Below are 26,054 nucleotides of genomic sequence, written 5' to 3' on the forward strand. Positions count from 1 at the left end.
CAAAATCTTTGGTTGTTATTAATTTAGTTTGTAAGTCTTATTTTATCGATATTTTCCTTACAGTCTTACCCACTTTGACGATGTAGCAACCTTTGTTAAGGTTCAGTTCATAACGTCTGTCGTTTCCTTCTACCTTTATGCTCTTAACCATTACTCCGGCAACGTTATATATCTGTACTGTCTGTCCGTTTGCACCGGTAATATGCAGTGTCGACTCTTGTACGGAGATTGTAACACTCTGATATTCATTGTCTATAATCTCTATGGCCGTTTCCGCACGACTTATTGCCGGCATTGCAGACATCAATACCGAGGCTATCGAGAAAATTAGTATATTCTTTATCATTTGCGCATCATGTTGATTAATCGTTGCAAATATAGCCTTTTTTTTCGAAATATGCAAATATTTATTGGAAATTAAACATCGAAAATCGCTTTTTCATTTGTCAGAAAGGTTTCGGGGAAAACCTCTTTTGCCTGTTCAAGCAGGATTTCTTCGTTCTCATACCTCGAACTGTAATGCCCAAGTAACAGCCGTTTTACTCCGGCATCACGTGCCACGAGTGCAGCCTGTCGAGCCGTACTGTGGTAATAGGTCTCTGCCATCTTTGCATTGTCGTCACCGTATGTACTCTCATGATATAGCAGGTCTGTGCCTTTCAGACGTTCGTGCAATGTGGGAATATATCTGGTGTCGGAGCAATAAGCATACGACCGTGTCGGATCGGATGGAGACACGAGTCGTTTGTTGGGTACAACCGTACCGTCTTCGCACACCCAGTCGGCTCCCGATTTTATGTTATTTATTTGGCTTATCGGAATATTAAGATAGTCAATCATGTCCCGGCGGATATGCGGCAGTGTCGGTTTCTCGCGGAAGAGGTATCCGCAGCATGGTATGCGGTGTTCCAATGGAATTGTTTCTACCGACAAACTGTTGTCTTCATATACAGTGTTTTGCACGAACGGGTTTACGCCATGGAACAAAACTTCGTAATCAAGATGCGTGCAGAACAGTTTCAGTTGCGATGACAACATCTGCCCAAGTTCCTCGGGGGCGTAAACGTGTAGTGCGGCAGTGCGTCCCTGAAGACCGAACGTGCTGATCATCCCGATAAGTCCGAAGCAATGATCCCCGTGTATGTGAGATATGAAAACGGCTCTTATACTGTTGAAACCTATCCTCAAACGGCGCAACTGCATCTGTGTCCCCTCGCCACAGTCAACCATGAACTTTTTGCCTCGCAGTTCCACGATTTGCGATGAGGCATAATGCCGTGGTGTCGGAAGCGCGCTTCCACACCCGAGTATATATACCTTGAAAGGAGTCATGGTATTATGTTATTTCACTCTTTTATAAGCAAAGATGCCTACTTTGTTCTCAAGGTATAACGAATCGGCACCAAGTTCGTAGATTTTAAAAGTGTCTGTACTCAGAACGAGTTTGCTGTTTACGATTTTCCACGAGGTATAAGGTTTCTGCTCGTTTACGATAGTCTCAACAATTCCCCCTTCTTTTATCTCAAACTTGCGGTCAAGACTCTGCCATGTGCCGAGCAACGTGGTAAGGTTTATAACGCTTTCCGCTATTGCTTGTCCGTATTCGTCTTTTCCGAGTGTCACGGCCACCCTGTCTCCCACGGCAATTCCTCCACGCACCGGCGACACTTCGGCATCCGGGTCATATCCGAGATAGATTGTATCCCCTTTGTCCGATATGAGTTGCAGCGTGTTCATGGCGCAATCCTCTCCGCAACGCCCGTACAACGAACTATCCTGTTCGGCAGTGCTGTCAATCATTAGAGAGTCGCCACTACCGAGAATATTCTTCGTTTTACCGCCGTCGCAACCGGCAATCATCACAACCGCAATGGCGGCAATGCATAATGACAATAATTTTTTCATATTCTTATTTCTCTGTTTTCTTTGCTTCGTTCCAAAGTCTGTCCATTTCTTCCAAGGTCATTTCCGTCAAAGGTTTGCCTTCCTTTATAGAATGTTCTTCAATATAGTTGAACCTCTGTATGAACTTCCGGTTGGTATGCTCCAACGCGTTGTCCGGATTTATATGATAGAGACGTGCAGCATTGATTACCGAGAAAAGGAAATCGCCGAATTCCCGTGTCGCTTTCTCTTCGTCTCCGTTTTTCAATTCCTCTTCCAGTTCTCCCAATTCCTCGCGCACCTTGTTCCATACGTCTTGCCTGTCTTCCCAGTCGAACCCGATGTTGCGTGCCTTGTCTTGTATTCGGTATGCCTTTATAATTGATGGCAAAGCATCGGGAACTCCGGATAGAACGCCCGTATTGCCGTCTTTTTCGCGGAGTTTTATCTGTTCCCAGTTTTCGAGTACCTGTTCGGTGTTCAACTCTTTGCCGTTCTCGGCATGTATCAGAGCCGAGTGTTTCAGCGACTCCGCCTCTCCATATACATGCGGGTGGCGGAATATCAGTTTGTCAGACTCTTTGTTGCACACGTCGGCCATGTCGAACTTTCCCTGCTCTTCTCCGATTTTTGCATAGAACATTACATGCATTATAACATCTCCAAGTTCTTTGCATATATTCTTAGTGTCGTCCTTCAGCAGTGCATCGCACAGTTCGAAAGTCTCTTCTATGGTGTTCGGACGCAGACTTTCGTTAGTCTGCTTGCGATCCCACGGGCAGTCTTTCCTCAGTCTGTCAAGAACATCGAGCAATCTTCCGAAGGCCTCAAGTTTTTCTTCCCTTGTATGCATCTTTACGTTATTTTGATGCAAAAGTAACAAATAAATCTGACATACAACAACTTCACCGATGAAATTTATTCAATTTAATCAGGTGTCCACAAACAATTGCCTGCAACACATCGAGATAATTTGAAGATGAATTTGGTATGCAGATTCAAAAAACATTGCAAAATATTTGGCAGATAAGAAATATATGTATAATATTGCGGACGGAAAAAGAAAGACTTTAAGGAATAAGCCGAACTGTCTTTAAAAACAAATTATTGGGCAAAAATCTTAAATCATAAAATCATGGATGTGAAATTGATCCTTTTTGCATGTTGTACTGTCATGTTGACAGTGGTTTCCTTAATGCTTTAAGTGAAAGTAACGACACCGGATTATGATTCAACAACGAATGCCGTGCAACCAACTCACAATTCTAAAGGATATGTTATGGAACCGGTTTCTGCCGAGTTAAATGTAATGACAATGCGCTGATTGAAAAATAGAGAGAAATAACATTACAATGAAAAATTATTTCGTGCAATCCAAAATTCGTTACACTACGGTTTTTAGATTCTTATCAAGTTTTGTATTTTTTGTCATATCTGTTTTTGCCTTTCCACAGAATGTTAAAACATGGAAAATTCGTGTCACGGACTTAGAGAACCTGTCTGTCATTGGAGTAAGGCTGAAATTGAACATTTGTGAAAGAGAAATTGAAGGCTTCACAGATGAGAATGGCATTCTGAAATATCAATTATCGGAGTGTGACACTTGTACGAGAGCCTTTATTTCTGTCAGGAGTAATATGTATATGCCTTTGGACACCATCGTTGATTTTTCCTCCTCCGTTGATTCCGAGATAACTTTGATGCCAAAAGCCCTTGACGAGGTTGAAGTTGTCGGGTATAAGACAATCTCCAAGGGAAATGCGGAGAAAGTGACTTTCAAGACAGACTTCACAAAGGGATTGCTGAAATCTGCAAAGGCAGACATCGCACTAAGACGAATTCCTAATATTGTTTATTCTGGTGGTTCTTTCATGTTTACGGGAAAACAAAAGAAGGCTAAACTATTTGTGAACGGCATGGAGGTGCCTGATGAAGAATTGTCGAAAATTGATGCGAAAGATATCTATAAGGTGGAACTGCACAGGGTGAGTCTCAACGATGACAAATATTCCGGAGAAATCAATGTTGTGCTTAAAAAGAGTCTCAATGCGCAATACAGCGGAGAGATTGACATGGGGACGAATTTACTGAATACCGGATTTGGAGTCAATCCTTTGTTCAAATATCGTTCCAAAAAGATAGAAGTAACCACATGGGTTTCTTATGTGAATGACCGTCAAAACAGTCAATATAAAAGAAATAGAAATGATGAGGATGTGTTTTTATCCGACAATCATAATCACTTGAAACAATACGGTGGTTTATGCAGATTAAACATGTTCTTTTCTCCGCGCTGGATGTCATCTCTGTCGTATTCAATGTTCGGGTATAAAAGTCCTGCAGACATATCATGGCAATTATATGGTGTCACTCAACCGGAGAAAGAGGTGGAAGAGTCCTATTTCAGCAATTTTGCCAATATGGTGATAAGGCACGACATTAACGCCGGTGAACGGTTTTATATCAAAGCACGGTATTTCAATTATAAAAGCGAAAACAGATCAACCATGCCTGTGACAAGGTATATCGGGCGAATGAACGAATATACAGGTGATTTGATGTATGAGGCAGACAGTGTTTCACTGTTCAACAAGTATCATTCTGTCGCTGCCGGATATAAAAGCATATATAGAAACTCTACGCTCACGTCTTCGGACAAAACGTATATCAGCGATGTGCAACAGTTTTATATAAAGGATAATATCTTGCTCAATGACAAATGGAGCATGTTTGTATTGCTGCGCGGTGACTGGGACGGACATAAGTTTGAAAACGGCAACGCGCAGAGAAAGTTCTCGTTCCTCCCGTCATGCACCGTGAATTACGGAAGTGGAAAGGGCTCTCTCTCCGCAACATACACAAGAAGTATCGAGCGTCCCGGCATAGACTATCTCAATCCTGATGTGTATTACATAAATGATATGACGCGGTTTAAGGGAAACTCAAAACTGAAATCGAAATACACCGACAGGTATTCGGTAAATTATAGCAGACAAATAAAGGATAGTTACCTCACCGCTGTTATGTCATACGAAAACACTGATAATTTTATAGGACAGATTTATCTGGATGACTACAACACGTCAACATATGAGAACACGGGGCATGGACATAATTACAGGATGGATGTTGCATTCAACAAGCCTTTCCTGTCAAACAAACTTAACCTGAACCTGAGTGTGGGGACAATGTACAAGGCATTCAAAATCAAACCGTATTTGAAAGATAAGGCATTGAATGGCGAAAACAAAGGCTGGGCATTCATTTGTTCAGGCAACTTGTCTTACATGATGCCCAAAGAATGGTTTCTGAACCTTTCAATGGATTACACAAGCAGGGACATAACATTCAACACAGTCACTTATGTAAGACCTATGTTAAACATTCTTCTTACGAAGGCTCTTTTTCGGAATCATCTCAACATATCGTTGCAATATATAGACATGTTCGGGCTTGCGAGGAAAAGACGTGTGGAATGTGATTTCAAGGGTATTCGTCAGACTTCGACCTGTCATCTTGCGACGTCGCGGCTGTCTATCTCCGTGGTATATCATTTTGGAAAGCAATTCAGAGGCAGAAGTGTTGGGGAAACCATTGACAATGAGGATATGATAACAAAGTAGGATGTGTCAAGACCTCAGCAAAAGCAATTACTTCTGCAGAGGTCTTTAAAAATAATTATGCATAGTATTTATATATGTATATGTTTTTGTTGACATACGTTATGTTACTTGTTGATAACGAACATGTTTGTCATTAGGTATAAACTGTTTGGCAATTTCGGCGAAATTAGTGAGTAAAACCGCCGAAATTGGTCGGTAATTTAGGCGATATTGCAGAGTCAACCAGCAAGTACAAAGTTAGTAAGTATCATTGTATAAGATCTGTTTTGTTGTTTTAATTTTCAGTTTTTATCTTGGCTTTATGTTCCTTATATGGAGACTTTAATTATTCAAAAGTCTCTTAAGAGGAATACAACTGTGCCCGATAAAAAATGATAGACGAAGTGGTAAGTACGCCATAATACATACTCATTAGTCCAAGAGGCAGCGTTTATGACACTTGACTGTTTTCAATCCGGACAATTATCCGTATATGACTATTGTTATATGGGGGATTCCGACAGGACGAATTGTCTTTGTTGTCCTCATACTGCACAACACTGTCATTATTCGTGAAATTGCAATTGTCGTAGGAACGGATTAATTTCGTACACTTACTTATGTTGCATGTTGCTTTTTTTTTTGTAACTTTGCAGCGTTTTTATACAATAATGAAGATAACGAAATAAAACAATATAACAAATGGAATTAGCAACGAAGTACGATCCGCACGAGGTGGAGTCGAAATGGTATCAATATTGGCTTGACAACAAGCTCTTCTGTTCAAAACCCGACGGGCGCGAACCATACACGGTAGTAATACCGCCGCCGAACGTTACCGGTGTGCTGCACATGGGGCACATGTTGAACAACACGATACAAGACATATTGGTGCGGAGGGCACGAATGGAGGGGAAGAACGCATGCTGGGTGCCGGGAACCGACCATGCCTCGATTGCTACGGAAGCGAAGGTGGTAAAGAGACTTGCCGAACGGGGGATAAAAAAACACGACCTGTCGCGCGACGAGTTTCTAAAGCACGCATGGCATTGGACTAACGAGCATGGAGGGATTATCCTGAAGCAGTTGCGCAGGCTCGGTGCCTCATGCGATTGGGATCGTACGGCGTTTACAATGGACGAGAAACGCTCGGAGAGTGTGACACGCGTATTTATCGATTTGTACGAAAAAGGACTTATATATCGTGGCCTGCGCATGGTAAACTGGGATCCGAAGGCTCTTACCGCGCTCAGTAACGAGGAGGTTATATATAAGGAAGAACAGTCAAAACTGTATCATCTTAAATACTATGTCGATGAAGCGTGCAGCAGAAGCATTGACGAAAATGCCGAGACGGAAGGAAACGTAATATACAAAGACGAACGCGGATACTATGCCGTAGTCGCAACGACGCGCCCCGAAACGATAATGGGAGACACCGCAATGTGTATAAACCCGAAAGACCCGAAGAATCAATGGCTGAAGGGTAAGAAAGTCGTTGTACCGCTCGTGGGCAGAGTAATACCGGTAATAGAAGACAGGTATGTGGATATTGAGTTTGGAACGGGCTGTCTGAAAGTAACACCGGCACACGATGCCAATGACAACATGCTGGGCAAGACGCATAACCTTGAGACTATTGATATATTCAATGCCGACGGCACAATATCAGACCAATCACCGATGTATGTAGGTATGGATCGTTTCGATTGTCGCAAGCAGATTGTTAAGGATATAGAAAATGCCGGGCTTATGGAACGTGTAGAGGAGTACACCAACAAAGTGGGATATTCGGAGCGTAATCCCGACACTGCAATAGAACCGCGCCTGTCGTTGCAGTGGTTTCTCCGCATGCAGCACTTTGCCGACATCGCGTTGCCACCGGTACTCAACGGAGAGATGCACTTTTACCCGTTGAAATATGTCAACACGTACAAAAACTGGCTCGAAAACATACAAGATTGGTGCATATCAAGACAGTTGTGGTGGGGACATCGCATTCCGGCATACTATTACACTGTGTCCGACGACACACATTCCGACAAAAATGATGTGCAGGAAGAGCATTTCGTGGTGGCTGACTCTCCGGAAAAGGCTCTCGAAATGGCACGCAGGGAAAGTGGCAACGAAAACCTGCAACTTGCCGACCTGCATCAAGACGAGGATGCACTCGACACTTGGTTCAGTTCATGGTTATGGCCCATCTCGCTCTTCGACGGAATAAACAACCCCGGAAACGAAGAGATAAAATACTACTATCCGACAAGCGATCTTGTGACGGCTCCCGACATAATATTTTTCTGGGTGGCACGCATGATAATGGCGGGCGAGGAATACATGGGCAAGTTCCCGTTTAAGAACGTGTATTTTACGGGTATAGTACGAGACAAACTTGGACGAAAGATGTCGAAAAGTCTTGGAAACTCCCCCGATCCGATAGAACTGATAGACAAGTACGGAGCCGACGGGGTGCGCATGGGAATGATGCTCTCCGCACCGGCAGGCAACGATATCTTGTTCGATGAAAGTCTGTGCGAGCAGGGACGCAACTTCAACAACAAGATATGGAATGCTTTCCGACTCGTTAGGGGATGGGAAACGGCAGACATTGAGCAACCGGAAGCAAACAAGATTGCCGTGAAATGGTTCGAGGCAATGCTCCGCACTGCAAACGAGGAACTAAACGACCGGTTCTCAAAATACCGCATCTCGGAGGCATTGATGACCGTATACAGACTCTTTTGGGACGAGTTCTCAAGTTGGTATCTTGAAATGGTTAAGCCCGAATATCAGAAACCAATAGACCGTAAGACATTCGAAGCAACACTCGGGTTCTTCGAAACATTGCTAAAGATGTTGCACCCGTTCATGCCGTTCATAACAGAAGAACTATGGCAGCACATATACGAACATGCCGATGGAGACAGCATAATGCGAGAACAACTTGCTGTGGGTAATGTCGCCGATGGAGACAAGTGTCTCGTGGCAGATATGGAGACCGTGAAACAGATAGTGTCGGGGGTGCGTACCGTGCGAAATCAAAAGAATATTCCCAACAAGGAGCAGATGATGTTGCAGACCGTTGGCGGAGACGCTTATGCAGAATATGCTCCCGTGGTGATAAAAATGGCAAATTTGAAAGGCATAGAAGCGGTGGCAGAAAAGCAGGCCGATGCCTCGCAGTTCATGGTGGGAACACACGAATATGCCGTACCGCTGGGAGATATGATAGACGTTGCCGCAGAGATAGAGAAACAGGAAGCGCAACTGAAACATCTCGAAGGCTTCCTTGCAGGAGTGACGAAGAAACTTTCCAACGAGAGATTTGTGGCAAACGCACCGGCGGCAGTAGTGGCATTGGAACGCAAGAAACAGAGCGACTCGGAGGAAAAAATCGCCTCCTTGAAACTTTCAATAGCCGAACTTAAAAAGAAAATTTAAAGGTGGGTTTTATAAAATTGGCGTTGTCAGGTTGAGATTTCTCGACCTGCCAAAACGTTGCTTCACAATATAATTTTATTTTTTACGATGGTAATCCATATCTATGTGTAATATCTTTGTTGTTATGAAAAAAATCATATTGCTGTTATTGCTCATAACAGTCTTTGCTTCTTGTCACGACGATAAGTCAAATGAAGAAACAGAGATTAAAAAAGTACAAACCGTTATAATGTATCTGCCATGGACTGATGACAATATGATTAATGCGTTTCATAATAACATAAAAGGATTGGAACAGGCAATCGTAAACATGAAAGGCACTCAAGGCAGACGAGTATTTGTGTTCATGTCTGAAAACAAACAAGAGGCATCGCTTACAGAAATAACATACAAAAATAAAAAATGCGTGCATGACACGCTGAAAAGGTATTTGTTTTCAGGGAACGAATATGCCACGCCAAATGGTATTGCCGGTATAATATGTGATATAAAGGAATTTGCAAAAACACCGCACTATGCAATGATTATAGGATGTCACGGTATGGCGTGGATACCGAAAGGAACAAAAATCGAACATTTCGCTCCATTCGTAAAACCACGATACGGAATGGTTGTGGACGAATGGAAACAGACGCGTTTCTTCGGACATTCAAGCGACAAAGAGTATCAAACCGACATTGCCGAATTGTCACGGGCTATTGACATGGCAGACGTACATCTCGATTATATTCTTTTTGACGACTGCTACATGGCAAACATAGAGACGGCATACGAATTGAGACGAAACACCGATTTCATAATAGCCTCGCCAACCGAGATTATGTTATACGGAATGCCGTACGACATGATGGGAAAGGCAGTAATGACAATGGATTGGAAAGTGGCATGCAACGAGTTTTTTACTTTTTACAATGGATACAAGTACCCTTGCGGAACAATTTCGGCAATCTGTTGCGAAGAACTCGAAAACATGGCGGCGGTAATGAAAGACATCAACACGACACATTCGTTCGATGAAAGATTGCTTGACAAGATACAGATTTATGACGGACTAAGCAAGCATATATTCTTCGACATGGAACATTATGTCAGGTATCTGTGCAAAGGAGACCAAATGCTGTATTCCCGCTTCACGCAATCGCTTGCAAGGTTGGTGCCTGCGAAAGCCGCAACAAAGACTTTCTATTCCGTATATAACAATGCGGAAACACCGATAACAACATACTCCGGAATTTCAATCAGTGACCCTTCGACAAACAAGGCAGCAGAGTCAAAGACCGTAACGGAATGGTGGAGAGCCACTCATAATTGAGAGAGAAACAGTCGGGCGAAACCTTTCTCCCCGAACAATCAAAGTTCTTAGGAGACAATTGTAGTGTTCAGGGAGTTTAAGATGACTCCGATTAATCAAATGATTCGTAGTGGCAGGATATTTGGCAATCCCCAATTATATATAATAATAAGGAGAACGTTATTAAAAAAAGCTGTTCTCCTTGGTCGAGGTGACAGGACTCGAACCTGCGACAGCCTGGTCCCAAACCAGGAACGCTACCAACTGCGCTACACCTCGTTACTTTTTGCGGGTGCAAAGGTAAGCATTATTTTCTTTAACTCCAAATTTTATTCTCCATTTTTGTTTTTTAGAAGCCAACTTACAAATGTAATTGGTATGTGTTTTTGTAGTATAGTAAATAAGTACTAATTTAATCTTACTTGGAAATTAAGTTTAAAAGAAAGGGTTCCATCATTCTCTTTGATTATAGAGGCATATTCATAACGAGAAGTACTTGAACGCTCCAAATAAGCATTGGAAAAGAGATAATCTTCAAACCTGTTACGATCATAAAAATGATAGCACAAAATCTCACCATTTTTCTTTACTACCAAATAACCTCCATTGGCATCAAATTGCCCATTCCAAACACTGGCAGGCATCATGCCCAATGCAACCGAAGTTAAAAGGTGTTTGATTTTATACATGTAGAATGGCAATCCCTGAGTCATGTCATAATTCAAGGGATTACTTTTGGTAAGTTTTTTTGTTAATTCTTGCAATGTGGAAATGCCGGAATTTAATTGTTCTAAAAGTAAATTGGCAATGATGTCCGGCAAATCTCCGTCAAGCATGATAAGATTGTTGTGAAATATAGGATTATCCAATTTGTCAAACACCAATATTCCACCTTTTCCCTTAATTGCATTGAATCTATCAATTACTTTTTTTCGTGTATGATTAATGGAGTTGATGTCTGCAATTTCTTTATCAGAAAGGGATACACCCTCAATTTTGAAATTAAAGTTGGTTGCTTTGCTTGCATTTAACAGAGTGGAATTTCCTCCAAGTTGTGATTTTATACTGAAACCCATTTCCGAGTTTATTTTAGTCCTACAGTCATGTAAAATAATTTTAATATCGGTTTTATCCGACGATTTGGCTTTCAATGAATGACAATAAATGCTATTCATAAAGATTTCAATTTGAGGTATGGCAAATGCCCCGTGATTTTCATTTATGACTTTTAATAGCTTTTCTGCCTCTGTCAAAAATACTGATGCAGGAATCCTTAATAATTCTTCTCCGTCAAGTGTTTGAATTACAACGTGTTTATCTTGAAGTTCATAGTTGAGACAACCCTCTTTTTCTTGACGAAGAATCATTATGATGGGATAGAACAAATCTTGGATTTTATTTAAGTTTAGTTTGTTATCAAATATTTCTTTAAAATATTCTATCATATTTTTTTAATTTATATTGATTGTAATGAATTTCCAATAATTCTTTTTGAGGGAGAAATTTATTTGGTAATAATATTTTTTTCCGTTAAGTTCTTTCAGATATTTAAAGAAAGTCGTTTCAGTTGCACTTTTGAATAATTCGTCAGATATAATTATGGATAAATCTGGGGTAATAGCCAATAAATATCTATCGTATGCTTTATGAAAAAAAGTATTCATACAAAGACCATTTTTAGGATTTGTTCTATTAAGAATATCCTTAGACCATTCTACAATGTGACATGCTTCTAATAATTCAGGATTATTTATTCCAGAAATACAACATTTGAAATTATAAGAACACACAGATCTAAAAAAAGATTGGTTTACCCGTTGTCTGATGAGTAGTTCACGTTCTTTTCCTTGTGGTAAATCTTCGGTTATAATATCTGTTGTAGTTTCTATGTTTTGCTTGGAAAATTTAGCAATCTATCTCTCACTTTCAAATGCAAGATGTTCCGGATTTCTATAAAACTCTTTCCATACTTCTTTTTCAATATTAGCTCCATGAATTAATCCTGTTATACCTTGTTTCTTTAAGTCAGGATCTAATCTTCCGATATTACCTATTTTCATACACAAAGCACTTGGAGAGCGACCAAGAATATTTGCATATTTAATTATTAGCGGATGTGTTTTGCTACTATTTCTAAAAGGTATTTTACAATATACATTAAATGCTATAATTGTTTCTTCTCGTGTCCAGTTATTCATATAATTTATCATTTGTTTTTGAACAATATTATACTTTATGTTCATTCAATGAATGAGGTTTATACATTTGCATGGGAAAATATTCTCCACTACAACCATTTTTTTGTTGTAATAGATATTTTATTGTCAGATATTGATTTCCTATTCATGTAATTAATATTACCATATCCAAAATACAAAGGTAATCATTTTTATTCAAATATATGTGGTATATTGCCAATAATAATATCAAATGCAACGATTTCTACAAAGTTATAAAAAATCTTCAGTTGACAATTTAAATTCTTTTTCTTGATTTCGCATCGACTTTATATTTTATAAAGAGTCAACCGGAGACTGCGATATGTAATGAATGGTATTTGTAAAGTTTTCGAGTTTTTGAGGGTGAAAAGTTAGATTTGTCTTTTGTTGTTTCGTTTCTTTTAGTCGGTATCGGCTTAACCGTTTTGTTTGTAAAAATGCTTGTAAGGTGGTGTCTGCAATGAACTTTGGACAACGGTTTAATTGTTTTTTTATACTTTTCTCAAAAAAAGTAATGAAATGTTTTGCAGTTTCCGAAAAACATTGTACCTTTGCATTCGCATTTCAGGAATGAGGCTCCGTAGCTCAACTGAATAGAGCATCTGACTACGGATCAGAAGGTTGTGGGTTTGAATCCCGCCGGAGTCACAAAACGAGATTGGCAATGCCGGTCTCGTTTTATTTTTGTAATAAGCGAATGAGGCGTTTCCTTATGATTAAGGGAGAGCCTTTTTATTAGAATCATCATTTTGAAAAGGATGGTTTTGTTTACCAAATTGGGCTGTTTTGCTTGTCAAATTAGGCGGAATTGTTTACCAAATTAGGCAGAATTGGTAAGCATGCAGTGTATAACTCAAATATAAAAAATCCTCTCCCGTCCTGCGATAGTTTGTTTTTCGTCAGGGTGGGAGAGGTTCTTGTTTTTGTTTTTCCGTGTTGCAGGTAAAAACGTTCTTTTCTACTTTATGAGATCAACGCTGCGTTTTAGGAACTTGTCAAGAGCCGCCCCTTTCAGCATACCATTCTGTAATAGCGCGAGGTCTATTAATTGGTGCAGAATATCGTTCCCTTTCGCGTATTCGGCAATGATTTGCTGTTTTTTTGACTGCTGTTCATCTATTTCTTTCTGCGTGTTGTTGACATCGTCTTTCTCTTCCTGCGATATTTCGTCGGATTTCTTTTTGTCCTGTTCTTGTCGCAGTGCCGCGAGGCGTGCTTTCAGTCCCTTTATTTCGCTCAGCACCGGTTTCAGTTCGTCGGCGGTTTTTTCTTTCTCGTCATCGATAACTTTCTTTATCAGCGGGTGGTCGCTGTTCAGCACGAGACTGTATGTGTCTGGCATCTCGGCATAGAACGCCATTCCCTGTTGGTATCGCGAAATGTCTTTCATGCGTCGCATATACTCGCTCTGCGTGATGAGCAGTGGCTGTTCGTTCTCTCCCAGAGCCTGCACTTCTACATAGAATTCCGTCTTGTCAAGTGCCGGCATTTGTGACCGGAAAGCCTGTGACAAATTGTCAGCAGTGTCGTTGTCGAGTGTCTGTTTTGGCGTGTCCTCCTTTACTATGAGTCGGTCAATGATGTCTGAATCCACTCGTGTAAAGCGACTCTTCTCGAATTTCTGCTCGAGCATTGAAACTGCCGGAGTGTCGAGTTGTCCGTCCATCAGTATTATGCTGTAACCTTTCTGTCTTGCCGCCTCGATATATGTATATTGTTCCTCTTTATTGTTTGCATAGAGATACACGAGGTTTCCATCCTTGTCTGTCTGTGTGTCTTTTATCAGCGTGCGGTATTCCTCGAACGTATAGTATTTCCCCTCTACGTCTTTCAGCAGTGCGAAATCTTTTGCGCGGTCGTAGAAATCTTCTTGCGACAGCATTCCGTAGTTGATGAAAATTTTGAGATCGTCCCATTTTTCCTCGTATTCCTTGCGGTCGTTCTTGAATATCGATGCGAGTCGGTCGGCCACTTTCTTTGTGATGTAAGTTGAAATTTTCTTCACGTCGCGGTCGCTTTGCAGATAACTGCGGCTCACGTTTAGCGGAATGTCCGGCGAGTCGATAACTCCGTGCAACAGTGTGAGGAAATCGGGTACGATTCCTTCCACTTGGTCTGTCACGAAAACTTGGTTGCAGTAAAGTTGAATTTTGTTGCGCTGTATTTCGATGTTGCTTTTTATTCGCGGGAAATAAAGTATTCCCGTGAGGTGGAACGGGTAGTCAACATTCAAGTGTATCCAGAACAACGGTTCGTCTTGCATGGGATACAGTGTACGGTAGAAATTCTTGTAGTCTTCGTCTTTCAGCGTACTTGGTGTTTTTGTCCACAGCGGTTCCACATTATTTATTATATGATCCTTGTCTGTGTCCACCTGCTTACCGTCTTTCCACTCCGTCTCTTTGCCAAATGCTATTGTCACGGGCATGAACTTGCAGTATTTCTGCAGCAGTTGTTCGATTTGCTGTTTCTCAAGATATTCCTTGCAGTCGTCGTCAATATGTAGTACTATGTCCGATCCTCTGTCCTCTTTTTCGGTCTCTTCGATTGTAAACTCCGGCGACCCGTCGCACGACCATTTTACCGCTTTTGCTCCTTCTTTGTGGCTCTTCGTTATTATTTCCACCTTTTTGGCCACCATGAATGCCGAGTAGAAACCGAGTCCGAAGTGTCCGATGATGGCATTTGCGGAGTCCTTGTATTTGTCGAGGAAGTCGGTAACGCCCGAGAATGCTATCTGATTGATGTACTTGTCAATCTCATCTTCGGTCATTCCGATCCCCCGGTCGCTTATTGTGAGTGTACCCTTTTCGGCATCGAGTTGCACTTTGACGGCGAGTTCTCCGAGTTTTCCCTTGAAGTCTCCTTTGTCTGCCAATGTCTTCAATTTCTGCGTGGCATCAACTGCGTTGCTTACCATCTCGCGAAGGAATATCTCATGATCTGAATACAAGAACTTTTTTATCACGGGGAAAATGTTCTCTGTAGTAACCCCAATGTTTCCTTTTTGCATTATCTTATACTTTATAAATTGATTTCCACAAGTTCCTTTTGCAAAAGTCGTGCCAAACTGTGGCGTGCCGTCTCACGACTTTTTATGAAAACGAAAGTTCCCTGTCCGAGCACGATTGGTTCAGACAGGGAACTTTTTTGTTGTCAGTTTGTTATGCAGATGTTTTTATTCGGGTATGCTCTTGAGTATTGCGAGCAGATGATCCCACACCATTTGTACGGACGGTATGTGCAGACGTTCGTCGGGCGAGTGTACTCCGCGGAGTGTCGGTCCGAACGAAACCATGTCGAGGTTCGGGTATTTCTCGGAGAACAAACCACATTCCAATCCGGCGTGAATGCCCAGCACTTTCGGTTCTTTTCCGAAGAGTTCCTTGTACTTTTCTACTGCAACGGCGGTAAGTTTGCTGTCCGGATTCATTTTCCATGCCGGATAGCCGTCGCCTTGAACAACCTCTGCGCCCGCGAGTTGGAACAAAGCCTTTATCGTGGCTGATTGATTTTCGAGCGCGCTCATAACGTTGCTTCGCTGCGAAGTCACTATAACCGCGTTTTTGTCGGTTGTCTCTATGCTGGCAACGTTGTTCGATGTCTCCACCATCCATGCGAGAGCCTCGTCCTGACACATTGCGAACACGCCGTTGTCAACAGCCTGCAATGCGCGGATAATACGTGTAGATGTCTCTTCCGGCAGCACTTTCTCGCTCTCTGCACTCTCCAGCAAGAACTGCATCGACTTCTCCGTAACGTGGTATTCCTCTGCCACTTCTGTCGCGAATACGTTCCAATCGGCCTTTACGTTTTCTTTAACGCTTGCCTTTACGCCGAATACTGCCACTCCGTCGCGCGGTATCGCATTGTGCAGTTTGCCTGCGTTGTAACTTGCGAGGTGCAGTCCGTACTTTTCCTGAACGATATACAGGAAACGTGCGATTATCTTAAGAGCATTGGCGCGCTTCTTGTTGATGTCGTCTCCGGAGTGTCCTCCCACCAGTCCTTTTAGCGAAGCCTTGAGGAAGAAAAGACCCTCGGGAGCGTCTTCTTTCTCGAAACGGAATGTTGCTGTGGTGCTTTTTCCTCCTGCGCAGGAAACAAAAATCTGCCCTTCGTCCTCGGAGTCGAGGTTGATGAGCATGTCGCCGGTCATAAAGCCCGGTTTCATACCTTCGGCACCGGTAAGTCCCGTTTCCTCGTCGCGTGTGAAAACGCACTCCAGCGGACCGTGTTCTATGTCGTTGCTGTCGAGTATTGCCATTTCGATGGCGCATCCGATACCGTCGTCGGCACCGAGTGTGGTACCTTTTGCAGCGAGCCATTCGCCGTCGACGTATGTCTGAATTGGGTCGTTGTCGAAGTCGAAGTCAATATCTACAAGTTTCTCGCATACCATGTCCATGTGGCTTTGCAGAATAACAGTCTTCTTCTTCTCGTAGCCGGGTGTTGCACCCTTGCGAATGATTACGTTGCCGGTTTCATCTACTACGGTTTCAAGACCGCGTTCTTCACCGAACTTTTTAAGATACTCAATAATCTTTTCCTCGCGCTTTGAGGGGCGTGGAATCTGATTGATTTTTGCGAATTGCTCGAATACGCAAGCGGGTTTTAACTCACTCTTCTTCATTATTCAATATAAATTTGTGTGTTTTACAAAAAATATCATTATCTTTGCAGCCGCAAACATTAATGTGTGCTTTCATTTGCAAAAGTAATAATAAATGATTGAAACTATCGTATTAACAGTGTTAATAATTGCTATTTGTTTGGCATTATTAAGTGTTAAGGTGCTTTTTAAGAAAAAAGGCAGGTTCGAGTCGCAGCATATTCACGACAATGCGGCAATGCGCAAATTGGGAATACACTGTGTAATTGATCAGGACAGGGAAGCACGCCGTAATTCGGACATTGCAGAAGAAATAAGAAACAGAATAAAAAAATAAGAGAATGAAGAAGACATTTTTTCTTGTCATGGCTGCGGCAGCGGTAATGACATCATGCAACAACGGCGGAAACGGCAGCGAACAGAAAGCCGTTGCGCCGCAGAGTTCGGAATTGAAGATTGCATACGTTGATATAGAGGAACTCGACTCTACATACAATTTCTGCAAGGATTTCAAGGCGGAGTTCGAGAAAAAAAGCAAGAATGCCGACAATACGCTGAACCAGAAAGGGCAGGCTTTGCAGAATCAAGCCGCTCAGTTCCAGCAGAATCTTCAGGCAAACAAATACACACAGCAACAGGCACAGGCTCTGAACGCGAGTCTTCAGAAGCAACAACTTGATCTCCAGCAACTCCAGCAACGTCTTGCCACCGAATTGCAGACGGAGTCTGAGAAATACAGCAAGGCTTTGCGTGACAGCGTTCAACATTTCCTTGCCGAATACAACAAGGATAAGAAATATTCGATTATTCTCAGCAAGGCGGGCGACAACGTGCTTTACAGCGACAAATCGCTCAACATAACAAAAGAGGTTGTTGCCGGACTCAACAAGGCTTACAAGCCCGCCGCGAAACCGTCGGAGGCCGCCAAGGCCGGGGATAAGAAATAATCCCGAACCGCGGGATAATGATTTAGGGGTTAGAAGAATGCTTTCGCATGCTTCGTAACTCCTAATTCGTTTCAATATACGTTTACTCACCGTTCGCCGCTTCGGTCGGATTAGTAAGGATATGCTTTTGGGGCAAAACACTGAAAGTTCCATCGGCTCTTCCTCTTGTCGTTCATTTTTCGTCATTCAATCCTTAATTTGCACTGCTCAACAAAATGAATAGAAAGGCACGTTATGACTTTGTTCTTGAGTATTATTCCAAGAAAATGCCGCACGTTTCCACAGAACTTAATTTCGGAAGCGTGTTCCAATTGCTTGTTTCGACTGTTCTCAGTGCCCAGTGTACCGACAAACGCATCAATCAGGTTACTCCGGAGTTGTTCCGTCGTTACCCCGATGCTGTTACCATGAGTGCGGCAGAGCCGGAAGATGTGTTGGAATTTATTGCCAGCGTGAGTTATCCCAACTCTAAGGCGCAACATCTTGTAGGGTTGTCGCGTATGATAGTGAGCGATTTCGGCGGGGAAGTTCCCGCTGAGATGACAGACCTCGTCAAACTGCCGGGGGTGGGGCGTAAGACCGCCAACGTGGTACAAGCCGTGGGTTTCGGTCGTTCGGCGATTGCCGTTGACACTCATGTGTTCCGCGTGAGCCGCCGTCTCGGACTTGTTCCGGCAAAAGACGACACCCCGTTGAAAGTGGAACTGACGCTTAAGAAAAACATACCTGCCGACGTTCGGGCAGATGCACATCATTGGTTGCTGCTCCATGGCAGATATGTATGCCAAAGCAGAAAGCCGAAATGCGGAGAATGTCCGTTCGACGAGTTCTGTCCCAAAGTGGGGGTATGACATTTACTAACAATAAAATAAACACGATATGCAATCGAGAAGGATACTGCAATATCTCAAAGATATAGCCGAGAACAACAACCGCCCGTGGTTTCAGGAACACCGCGGAGAGTATGATGTCATAAGAGCAGACTTTGAAGAAGGGATTGCCAAGGCTATATTGCGCATCGCAGAGTTTGATGCCACCATAGCACACATAACCGTAAAAGATTCCGTATATCGCTTCTACCGTGACACGCGCTTCTCGCCCGACAAGTCGCCGTACAAGAAACACCTCGGTGCATTTGTCTGTTTGCGAGGCAGAAAGTCGATAAGCGGAGGATATTACATCCATTTGGAGCCGGGCAACTGTCTGCTTGCCTGCGGAAGTTACTGGTTGCCCACAAACGTACTCACCGCCTGTCGCAATGAGATAATGGCAAACATAGACCGTTGGCGGGACATAGTGGAGAGCAGAAAGTTCCTGAACTTCTTCGGAAAACCGGGCGACGGCGAATGGAAAGACGGTGTGGCATCGCCAAAAGGATTCGGACTTACCATGTTGTCAATCGCTCCGAAGGGTTTTCCGCGCGACTATGAGCACATAGAATATCTTAAAATGAAAGACTATTGCTGTTGGAAGCGCGTACCCGACACTTTCTTCGACGGAGACGGTTGGCTCGACGAGATGGCAAAGGTGTTTCAAACGGCAAAACCGATGATGGACTTTACCAATGATGTTATCGGGGATTACGAATAGAATAAGTCAACGTTCTGATGATAAAAAACACTGAAAAGAAAGACGAACATGCAAACTAACAACATTACGGACTACAAAAAAGAACTGCGATACAAGATTTTGCACATGGCAATGTCGATGTTCAAGAAAAAAGGAATAAAGTCTGTGAAGATGGACGACATAGCCAACGCAATGCAAATCTCAAAACGAACGCTGTATGAGATATATGATAACAAGGAAGCACTGCTGTTGGAGTGTGTTCGCGATGACTACTCGCGAGCAAAGGAACACATGCGGGAATACGCCGACCGTGCCGATAACGAGATGGACATAGTCATAGAGTTCTTCAACATGAAGATGAAAGCCCTCGGAGAGATAAACCCAAGTTATTTCTCCGACCTGCACAAATACAAGAAAGTAATTGACTTTCTGCATTCCTCAAGAGAAGAAGAGGCAAAAAATTCCATGGCATTCATAGACAGAGGAGTGGAGCATGGATATTTCGTCAGCGGACTTAACTACGAAATAGTAATAAAACTCGGCGAAGCCTCGATGAACTATATAATGGAGAACAAACTGTATATGCGACACAGCATACAAGAGATATTCCGGAACTTCTGGATTGTGTTGATACGCGGTTTCTGCACCCCCAAGGGCATAGAGCGTGTCAATGAAATTTTCCACGAACCGTAAATGATTCGGCATAGATGCCTTTTTTCATGTTATGCTTTTTGGTTTGAAAAAAAATAACTACCTTTGCAGCGTTTTGAAACGAGAAAATAAAATCTACAGATAATAATGAACATATCTTATAAATGGCTGAAGGAATATGTTGACTTCAGCCTTTCGCCACAAGAGGTCTGTGATGCCCTTACGAGTGAAGGTCTCGAAGTTGACGCACTCGAAGAAGTGCCGTGCATACGGGGCGGACTGAAAGGGTTGTTTGTCGGCAAGGTGCTGACATGCGAGATGCACCCCGACTCCGACCACCTGCATGTCACCACGGTAGACCTCGGACGTGGCGAGGCACAACAGATAGTGTGTGGTGCCCCAAACGTTGCCGCAGGACAGAAAGTTATCGTGGCCGACCTCGGCTGCGTGTTGTATGACGGAGACAAGGAGTTTAAGATAAAGAAATCGAAACTGCGCGGTGTAGAATCGAACGGCATGATATGTGCCGAGGACGAAATAGGTGTGGGCAACAGTCACGACGGCATAATCGTACTCCCCGAAGATGCAAAAGTGGGAATGCCGGCGGCAGAATACTACAATCTTGAGAGCGACTGGCTTATCGAGATTGATATAACAGCCAATCGTGCCGACGCACTGTCGCATTGGGGAGTGGCTCGCGACTTGTATGCGTGGTTGAAGCAGAACGGATACGAAACATCGCTGCACCGCCCCGCGGACGAGAATTTTGTCATTGATGATGAATCGTTGCCGATAGACGTTGAGATACATAACACGGAAGCATGCAAGCGTTATGCCTGTGTCAGCATATCGGACTGCGAGGTAAAGGAAAGTCCCGAATGGCTCAAAACAAGGCTTTCCACGATAGGTGTCAGACCGATAAACAACATCGTTGACATAACCAATTATGTAATGATGGCATACGGTCAGCCGTTGCATTGCTTTGATGCCGACATGGTAACGGGCAGGAAAATCGTGGTGAAATCGATGCCCGAAGGTACACCTTTTGTGACACTCGATGGCGAAGAGAGAATACTCTCGGAGCGCGATCTTGCCATCTGCAACGCAGAAGAGCCTATGTGCATAGCCGGAGTGTTCGGAGGAAAAGGCTCGGGAACGTATGACACTACGCACAGCGTGGTTCTCGAGAGTGCGTATTTCAACCCTACGTGGATACGAAAAAGCGCACGCCGGCACGGATTGAGCACCGATGCGTCGTTCCGATTCGAGCGAGGCATCGACCCGGAAGGAGTAATCTACGCGCTTAAACAGGCTGCAATACTATGCAGGGAACTTGCGGGAGGAAAGGTGACGATGCGGATAAAAGACGTTTACCCGGAGAAAATAGAGAACGCAAAGGTACATTTGGAGTATTCGTATGTCAACCGTCTCGTGGGCAAAGAAATTCCGACAGAGACGATAAAGAGCATTGTAACATCGCTCGAAATGAAAATCCTTGAGAAAAATGCCGACGGGTTGAAACTTGAGATACCGGCATATCGCGTGGATGTTCAACGTGCATGCGATGTGGTTGAGGACATATTGCGAATATATGGATATAACAACGTTGAGATACCGACACAACTCAAGTCCTCGCTTGTCATAAAGGGTGATGAGGACAAAAAGCACATGCTTGCCAATTTGGTGGGAGAACAACTTCTCGGTTGCGGATTCAACGAGATACTCAACAACTCGTTTACCAAGAGCGCGTACTATGACGGTTTGAAGAGTTTCCCTGCAGAAAACCTCGTAAGGATGATGAACCCCCTGAGTTCCGACCTGAACGTGATGCGCCAAACACTGTTGTTCGGCGGATTAGAGAGCATCGAATATAACATCAACCGCAGAAACCCCAACCTTAAATTTTTCGAACGAGGCAACGTATATACATTCTTACCGGAGAAACATAACCCCGACAACCCGCTGGCAGCATATCTCGAGGAAAACATGATTGCTCTCTGGGTGACGGGAAAGCGTGTCAGCGGTTCGTGGGCGCATGCAGACGAGCAGTCAACGTTCTTCGAACTCAAGGCATACGTAATGAATATTCTCACGCGCATCGGCGTACCGTTCGGAATGCTTGTGTTCAAGGAGAGCCGGAACGACATCTTCGCAAAGGCGACCGCCATCGAAAATCGCGGAGGGAAACTCCTCGTTGAGATGGGACTCGTTGACAAGACGCTGCTTAAATCGGTCGGGATAGACCAAGAAGTATATTATGCCGAACTCAACTGGACCGCACTCATGAAGACGATAAGCAAGCATAAGGTGGAGTATCGCGAGATAAGCAAATACCCGGCGGTGAGCCGCGACCTCGCACTGCTAATCGACAACAACGTGGAATTTGTCGAGATAGAGCGTGTGGCATATCAAAGTGAGAGAAAAATACTGCGCAAGGTGGAACTCTTCGATGTATATGAGGGCAAGAATCTGCCGGAAGGCAAGAAGAGTTATGCCGTTAATTTCATATTGCAGGACGAACAAAAAACTCTCAACGACAAACAGATAGACGGAGTGATGAACAAGATTGTGGCCAATCTCAGAAAGCAGATTGGAGCAGAACTGAGATAAATGCAGCATTCTGAAAGTAAATAAATAAAAACATATAATCATGGGAAGAGCATTTGAATACCGTAAGGCAACAAAAATGAAGAGATGGGGGCACATGGCAAAGACGTTTACCAAGATTGGCAAACAGATTTCAATAGCTGTGAAAGCCGGAGGTCCCGATGCCGATAACAATCCCGCATTGCGCGCCATAATAGCCAATGCAAGGCGCGAGAACATGCCGAAAGAAAACGTGGAACGCGCCATAAAAAACGCAATGGGGAAAGACCAAAGCGACTACAAGGAAGTGACATACGAGGGATACGGACCGTACGGAGTGGCGGTTTTCGTTGACACGCTGACCGACAACACCACGCGTACCGTGGGCGACGTGCGCTCGGTGTTCAACAAATTCAGTGGAAACCTTGGCACAACAGGTTCGCTGAGTTTCCTTTTCGACCATAAGAGCGTGTTCACTTTCAAGAAAAAGGAAGGCATAGACATGGACGAATTGATACTCGACCTGATAGACTACGGCGTTGAAGACGAGTTCGACGAGGACGAGGAGGAAGACAGCATAACGATATACGGCGACCCGAAGAGTTTCGGTGATATACAGAAACATCTCGAGGAGAACGGATTTGAGGTGACGGGAGCCGAGTTTACCTATATACCGAACGATTTGAAAGAAGTTACTCCGGAACAACGCGAGACGATAGACAAAATGGTTGAGAAACTTGAGGATTTCGACGATGTTCAGACGGTATATACCAATATGAAACCGGAGTAATGCTCTCGTTTTATAACCCGTGCCTGCTTTAAAGGCAATTTCGGCAGGATTGAAATGCAATTCTGCCGAAATTGGTAGGCAAAACCGCTGAATTTGATTAGCAAATTCGGCGGTTTTGTTCTCCGTTTGATATTCTTTCGGAGAATGTCATGCGGTTTTCCGCATGGTAACTATTCGTAATCTTTTGTCGTAAGTTTCGTCTCGTACAGCACCTTTCCCTTGCGGCTCGCCGAGTAGTAGGTGTAGGCAAAGTTGAATCCCGCATCCTTATATATACGATTGTTGGTGTTGCGCTTAAGTTCGTCGATTAGAGCCGGACGCGCATTGCCATCGTTCAATATTCCCATGCTGTCCGCTTTGGAACGCAATGAGAAATAAGAGTGTACGGTCTTTGTGGCTTTATCGAACGTTATGCTGTCTATTATGGTAAATTCGTCGATTGCCGCGGGGCATTTCTTCTCGGTGTATTCCTTTACCTCGCGTGCCGCTCTGTCCTCGAGGTTCTCGTGGCACGAGGCAAGCAAGATGATTGATGCAAATAACATTAACTTCTTCATAATGGGTACAAAAATAATGAATTTCTTGCGAAATACTTAAAAATAATGAAAATAATAGCAGAAAAAAGTCATTTTTTTGTAACTTTGCGAATAATTTTGGGTAAATACACATGCAACATATAAGAAACTTTTGTATCATAGCACATATAGACCATGGTAAAAGCACCATAGCCGATCGTCTCCTCGAACGTACTAAAACAATACAGATTACCGATGGGCAGATGCTTGACAACATGGATTTGGAGAAGGAGAGGGGCATAACCATCAAGAGTCACGCCATACAGATGGAGTACGAACTTGACGGACAGAAATATGTCCTGAACCTGATTGACACCCCGGGACACGTGGATTTCTCGTACGAGGTAAGTCGCAGTATCGCCGCATGCGAGGGAGCACTGCTCGTGGTAGATGCCACGCAGGGAGTACAGGCACAAACCATAAGTAACCTTTACATGGCAATCGACCAAGATTTGGAGATAATCCCCGTGATAAACAAAATCGACATGCCGAGTGCCATGCCGGACGAGGTGGAAGACGAGATAGTGGAACTCATAGGTTGCGACCGTTCGGGAATTATACGTGCGAGCGGAAAGACGGGCAACGGCATAGACGACATACTGCGGGCTGTGGTGGAACGCATTCCACATCCCGTTGGAGAACCGGACGCACCGCTGCAAGCTTTGATATTCGACTCGGTGTTCAACTCGTTCCGCGGCATCATAGCGTATTTCAAGATATTAAACGGCTCGATACACAAGGGCGACAAAGTGAAATTCTTCAACACCGGAATGGAATATGATGCCGACGAGGTGGGAGTGCTTAAGATGGACATGATACCGCGCAACGGACTTAACACGGGCGAGGTGGGGTATATAATAAGCGGAATAAAGGATGCCAAAGAGGTAAAAGTGGGCGATACCATAACACATACGGCACGCCCCTGTGATGCTGCCATTGCCGGATTTCAGGAGGTAAAACCGATGGTGTTTGCCGGTGTATATCCCATAGACCCGTCTGAATACGAAAACCTGCGTGCCTCGCTCGAGAAACTGCAACTCAACGATGCCTCGCTTACGTTCTTCCCGGAGTCGTCGGTTGCGTTGGGATTTGGTTTCCGTTGCGGCTTCCTTGGTCTGCTGCACATGGAGATTGTGCAGGAAAGACTCGACCGAGAGTTTAACATGGACGTGATAACCACCGTGCCGAACGTGTCGTACATGGTATATACAAAACAGGGAGAGGCGACGGAGGTACACAACCCGGGAGGATTGCCGGAACCTACCATGATAGAACATATCGAAGAACCGTATATAAAGGCTTCGATAATAACCGACAGCAACTATATCGGTCCGATAATGAAACTGTGTCTCGACAAACGAGGAGAACTGATAAATCAGGAATATGTGAGCGGCAATCGGGTGGAACTGCATTTCATGCTGCCGCTCGGCGAGATAGTAATCGATTTCTACGACAAGTTGAAAAGTATATCTAAGGGGTATGCCTCGTTCGACTATCACATCGACAGTTTCCGCCCGTCGAGACTGATTAAACTCGACATTCTGCTCAACGGCGAGCCGGTTGACGCACTGTCAACGCTTACCCATCAGGACAATGCCGTGGGATTCGGTCGCCGCATGTGTGAGAAACTGAAAGAACTGATACCGCGACAGCAATTCGACATTGCCATTCAGGCTGCCATCGGGGCAAAGATAATAGCAAGGGAGACTGTGAAGCAGGTGCGTAAAGACGTTACGGCAAAATGTTACGGAGGAGATGTGAGCCGCAAACGAAAATTGCTTGAGAAACAGAAGAAAGGCAAGAAACGCATGAAACAGATAGGAAACGTTGAGGTGCCGCAGAAAGCTTTCCTTGCAGTTCTTAAACTGGATTGAGCGGAGGTGACAG

The 26,054-nt window shown here is 43.8% G+C and carries 21 protein-coding genes and 2 tRNA genes; 12 read left to right on the forward strand and 11 right to left on the reverse strand.

Annotated features, from left to right (window positions below):
• Nucleotides 1–37 precede the first annotated feature (37 nt).
• From EII32_RS00320 to mazG, 4 genes are all read right to left on the reverse strand, one after another.
• Nucleotides 38–346: a T9SS type A sorting domain-containing protein gene (locus tag EII32_RS00320; RefSeq protein ID WP_125233473.1), complete on the reverse strand. Its 309-nt coding sequence runs from the start codon at nucleotides 344–346 to the stop codon at nucleotides 38–40.
• Between the two features lie 71 nt (nucleotides 347–417).
• Nucleotides 418–1,332, reverse strand: coding sequence for a ribonuclease Z (locus EII32_RS00325; RefSeq protein WP_125233474.1), 915 nt, complete (start codon nucleotides 1,330–1,332; stop codon nucleotides 418–420).
• 9 nt (nucleotides 1,333–1,341) lie between these two features.
• The gene (locus EII32_RS00330) at nucleotides 1,342–1,905 is read right to left on the reverse strand and encodes a hypothetical protein (RefSeq protein ID WP_125233475.1); all 564 of its coding nucleotides are present in this window, start codon (nucleotides 1,903–1,905) and stop codon (nucleotides 1,342–1,344) included.
• A gap of 4 nt (nucleotides 1,906–1,909) precedes the next feature.
• A complete protein-coding gene (mazG, locus tag EII32_RS00335) occupies nucleotides 1,910–2,737 on the reverse strand; it encodes a nucleoside triphosphate pyrophosphohydrolase (RefSeq protein ID WP_125233476.1) in 828 nt (275 codons plus the stop codon).
• A gap of 847 nt (nucleotides 2,738–3,584) precedes the next feature.
• On the opposite strand from mazG, the gene EII32_RS00340 reads away from it, so the two are divergent.
• The 3 genes from EII32_RS00340 to EII32_RS00350 all read left to right on the forward strand — a co-directional run bounded on the left by EII32_RS00340 (nucleotide 3,585) and on the right by EII32_RS00350 (nucleotide 10,239).
• Nucleotides 3,585–5,507: an outer membrane beta-barrel protein gene (locus tag EII32_RS00340; protein WP_158611089.1), complete on the forward strand. Its 1,923-nt coding sequence runs from the start codon at nucleotides 3,585–3,587 to the stop codon at nucleotides 5,505–5,507.
• A 681-nt stretch (nucleotides 5,508–6,188) separates the two neighbouring features.
• Nucleotides 6,189–8,927: a valine--tRNA ligase gene (locus EII32_RS00345; RefSeq protein WP_125233478.1), complete on the forward strand. Its 2,739-nt coding sequence runs from the start codon at nucleotides 6,189–6,191 to the stop codon at nucleotides 8,925–8,927.
• 124 nt (nucleotides 8,928–9,051) lie between these two features.
• Nucleotides 9,052–10,239 carry a clostripain-related cysteine peptidase gene (locus tag EII32_RS00350; protein ID WP_158611090.1) on the forward strand — a complete coding sequence of 396 codons (1,188 nt, stop codon included), beginning with the start codon at nucleotides 9,052–9,054 and terminating at the stop codon, nucleotides 10,237–10,239.
• Between the two features lie 182 nt (nucleotides 10,240–10,421).
• On the opposite strand, the gene EII32_RS00355 is transcribed toward EII32_RS00350, so the two are convergent.
• The 4 genes from EII32_RS00355 to EII32_RS00370 all read right to left on the reverse strand — a co-directional run bounded on the left by EII32_RS00355 (nucleotide 10,422) and on the right by EII32_RS00370 (nucleotide 12,416).
• Nucleotides 10,422–10,497, reverse strand: a tRNA-Pro gene (locus EII32_RS00355).
• A gap of 128 nt (nucleotides 10,498–10,625) precedes the next feature.
• Nucleotides 10,626–11,663, reverse strand: a complete 1,038-nt coding sequence (locus tag EII32_RS00360) for an HpaII family restriction endonuclease (RefSeq protein WP_125233480.1) — start codon at nucleotides 11,661–11,663, stop codon at nucleotides 10,626–10,628.
• A 6-nt stretch (nucleotides 11,664–11,669) separates the two neighbouring features.
• Entirely contained in the window at nucleotides 11,670–12,008 is a 339-nt protein-coding gene (locus EII32_RS12805; RefSeq protein WP_158611091.1) for an HNH endonuclease signature motif containing protein, read from the reverse strand.
• Between the two features lie 123 nt (nucleotides 12,009–12,131).
• Nucleotides 12,132–12,416 (reverse strand): hypothetical protein, encoded by a 285-nt coding sequence (locus EII32_RS00370; protein WP_125233481.1) that lies wholly within the window; start codon nucleotides 12,414–12,416, stop codon nucleotides 12,132–12,134.
• Nucleotides 12,417–13,011: 595 nt separating this feature from the next.
• On the opposite strand from EII32_RS00370, the gene EII32_RS00375 reads away from it, so the two are divergent.
• Nucleotides 13,012–13,085 (forward strand) — tRNA-Arg (locus tag EII32_RS00375).
• Between the two features lie 310 nt (nucleotides 13,086–13,395).
• On the opposite strand, the gene htpG is transcribed toward EII32_RS00375, so the two are convergent.
• On the reverse strand, nucleotides 13,396–15,450 hold the full coding sequence (gene htpG / locus EII32_RS00380) for a molecular chaperone HtpG (RefSeq protein WP_125233482.1): 2,055 nt from the start codon (nucleotides 15,448–15,450) through the stop codon (nucleotides 13,396–13,398).
• 165 nt (nucleotides 15,451–15,615) lie between these two features.
• Nucleotides 15,616–17,070 (reverse strand): aminoacyl-histidine dipeptidase, encoded by a 1,455-nt coding sequence (locus EII32_RS00385; RefSeq protein ID WP_125233483.1) that lies wholly within the window; start codon nucleotides 17,068–17,070, stop codon nucleotides 15,616–15,618.
• A gap of 94 nt (nucleotides 17,071–17,164) precedes the next feature.
• On the opposite strand from EII32_RS00385, the gene EII32_RS00390 reads away from it, so the two are divergent.
• The 7 genes from EII32_RS00390 (at nucleotide 17,165) to EII32_RS00420 (ending at nucleotide 23,592) form a co-directional block, all read left to right on the forward strand.
• On the forward strand, nucleotides 17,165–17,386 hold the full coding sequence (locus EII32_RS00390) for a hypothetical protein (protein WP_125233484.1): 222 nt from the start codon (nucleotides 17,165–17,167) through the stop codon (nucleotides 17,384–17,386).
• Nucleotides 17,387–17,390: 4 nt separating this feature from the next.
• Nucleotides 17,391–17,996, forward strand: a complete 606-nt coding sequence (locus tag EII32_RS00395; RefSeq protein WP_125233485.1) for an OmpH family outer membrane protein — start codon at nucleotides 17,391–17,393, stop codon at nucleotides 17,994–17,996.
• 215 nt (nucleotides 17,997–18,211) lie between these two features.
• On the forward strand, nucleotides 18,212–18,847 hold the full coding sequence (gene nth / locus EII32_RS00400; RefSeq protein WP_125233486.1) for an endonuclease III: 636 nt from the start codon (nucleotides 18,212–18,214) through the stop codon (nucleotides 18,845–18,847).
• A 28-nt stretch (nucleotides 18,848–18,875) separates the two neighbouring features.
• Nucleotides 18,876–19,586 (forward strand): DUF2461 domain-containing protein, encoded by a 711-nt coding sequence (locus tag EII32_RS00405; protein WP_125233487.1) that lies wholly within the window; start codon nucleotides 18,876–18,878, stop codon nucleotides 19,584–19,586.
• Between the two features lie 48 nt (nucleotides 19,587–19,634).
• Nucleotides 19,635–20,258 (forward strand): TetR/AcrR family transcriptional regulator, encoded by a 624-nt coding sequence (locus EII32_RS00410; RefSeq protein WP_125233488.1) that lies wholly within the window; start codon nucleotides 19,635–19,637, stop codon nucleotides 20,256–20,258.
• Between the two features lie 105 nt (nucleotides 20,259–20,363).
• Nucleotides 20,364–22,826: a phenylalanine--tRNA ligase subunit beta gene (gene pheT, locus EII32_RS00415; protein WP_125233489.1), complete on the forward strand. Its 2,463-nt coding sequence runs from the start codon at nucleotides 20,364–20,366 to the stop codon at nucleotides 22,824–22,826.
• Nucleotides 22,827–22,866: 40 nt separating this feature from the next.
• On the forward strand, nucleotides 22,867–23,592 hold the full coding sequence (locus EII32_RS00420; protein WP_125233490.1) for a YebC/PmpR family DNA-binding transcriptional regulator: 726 nt from the start codon (nucleotides 22,867–22,869) through the stop codon (nucleotides 23,590–23,592).
• A 170-nt stretch (nucleotides 23,593–23,762) separates the two neighbouring features.
• Here EII32_RS00420 and EII32_RS00425 read toward each other — a convergent pair whose 3' ends face one another.
• A complete protein-coding gene (locus EII32_RS00425; RefSeq protein ID WP_125233491.1) occupies nucleotides 23,763–24,149 on the reverse strand; it encodes a hypothetical protein in 387 nt (128 codons plus the stop codon).
• A 110-nt stretch (nucleotides 24,150–24,259) separates the two neighbouring features.
• On the opposite strand from EII32_RS00425, the gene lepA reads away from it, so the two are divergent.
• The gene (lepA, locus tag EII32_RS00430; RefSeq protein WP_125233492.1) at nucleotides 24,260–26,041 is read left to right on the forward strand and encodes a translation elongation factor 4; all 1,782 of its coding nucleotides are present in this window, start codon (nucleotides 24,260–24,262) and stop codon (nucleotides 26,039–26,041) included.
• The last annotated feature ends 13 nt before the right edge of the window (nucleotides 26,042–26,054 follow it).

Origin of the sequence: Prevotella sp. OH937_COT-195, assembly GCF_003932845.1 — a bacterium.
GTDB lineage: Bacteria > Bacteroidota > Bacteroidia > Bacteroidales > Bacteroidaceae > Prevotella.

What these genes read in the sequence shown, in the direction of transcription:
- EII32_RS00320 (WP_125233473.1), bottom strand. Translation starts at nt 346, where the DNA reads ATGATAAAGAATATACTAATTTTCTCGATAGCCTCGGTATTGATGTCT.
- EII32_RS00325 (WP_125233474.1), bottom strand. Translation starts at nt 1,332, where the DNA reads ATGACTCCTTTCAAGGTATATATACTCGGGTGTGGAAGCGCGCTTCCG.
- EII32_RS00330 (WP_125233475.1), bottom strand. Translation starts at nt 1,905, where the DNA reads ATGAAAAAATTATTGTCATTATGCATTGCCGCCATTGCGGTTGTGATG.
- mazG (WP_125233476.1), bottom strand. Translation starts at nt 2,737, where the DNA reads ATGCATACAAGGGAAGAAAAACTTGAGGCCTTCGGAAGATTGCTCGAT.
- EII32_RS00340 (WP_158611089.1), top strand. Translation starts at nt 3,585, where the DNA reads ATGCCAAAAGCCCTTGACGAGGTTGAAGTTGTCGGGTATAAGACAATC.
- EII32_RS00345 (WP_125233478.1), top strand. Translation starts at nt 6,189, where the DNA reads ATGGAATTAGCAACGAAGTACGATCCGCACGAGGTGGAGTCGAAATGG.
- EII32_RS00350 (WP_158611090.1), top strand. Translation starts at nt 9,052, where the DNA reads ATGAAAAAAATCATATTGCTGTTATTGCTCATAACAGTCTTTGCTTCT.
- EII32_RS00360 (WP_125233480.1), bottom strand. Translation starts at nt 11,663, where the DNA reads ATGATAGAATATTTTAAAGAAATATTTGATAACAAACTAAACTTAAAT.
- EII32_RS00370 (WP_125233481.1), bottom strand. Translation starts at nt 12,416, where the DNA reads ATGAATAACTGGACACGAGAAGAAACAATTATAGCATTTAATGTATAT.
- htpG (WP_125233482.1), bottom strand. Translation starts at nt 15,450, where the DNA reads ATGCAAAAAGGAAACATTGGGGTTACTACAGAGAACATTTTCCCCGTG.
- EII32_RS00385 (WP_125233483.1), bottom strand. Translation starts at nt 17,070, where the DNA reads ATGAAGAAGAGTGAGTTAAAACCCGCTTGCGTATTCGAGCAATTCGCA.
- EII32_RS00390 (WP_125233484.1), top strand. Translation starts at nt 17,165, where the DNA reads ATGATTGAAACTATCGTATTAACAGTGTTAATAATTGCTATTTGTTTG.
- EII32_RS00395 (WP_125233485.1), top strand. Translation starts at nt 17,391, where the DNA reads ATGAAGAAGACATTTTTTCTTGTCATGGCTGCGGCAGCGGTAATGACA.
- nth (WP_125233486.1), top strand. Translation starts at nt 18,212, where the DNA reads ATGAATAGAAAGGCACGTTATGACTTTGTTCTTGAGTATTATTCCAAG.
- EII32_RS00405 (WP_125233487.1), top strand. Translation starts at nt 18,876, where the DNA reads ATGCAATCGAGAAGGATACTGCAATATCTCAAAGATATAGCCGAGAAC.
- EII32_RS00410 (WP_125233488.1), top strand. Translation starts at nt 19,635, where the DNA reads ATGCAAACTAACAACATTACGGACTACAAAAAAGAACTGCGATACAAG.
- pheT (WP_125233489.1), top strand. Translation starts at nt 20,364, where the DNA reads ATGAACATATCTTATAAATGGCTGAAGGAATATGTTGACTTCAGCCTT.
- EII32_RS00420 (WP_125233490.1), top strand. Translation starts at nt 22,867, where the DNA reads ATGGGAAGAGCATTTGAATACCGTAAGGCAACAAAAATGAAGAGATGG.
- EII32_RS00425 (WP_125233491.1), bottom strand. Translation starts at nt 24,149, where the DNA reads ATGAAGAAGTTAATGTTATTTGCATCAATCATCTTGCTTGCCTCGTGC.
- lepA (WP_125233492.1), top strand. Translation starts at nt 24,260, where the DNA reads ATGCAACATATAAGAAACTTTTGTATCATAGCACATATAGACCATGGT.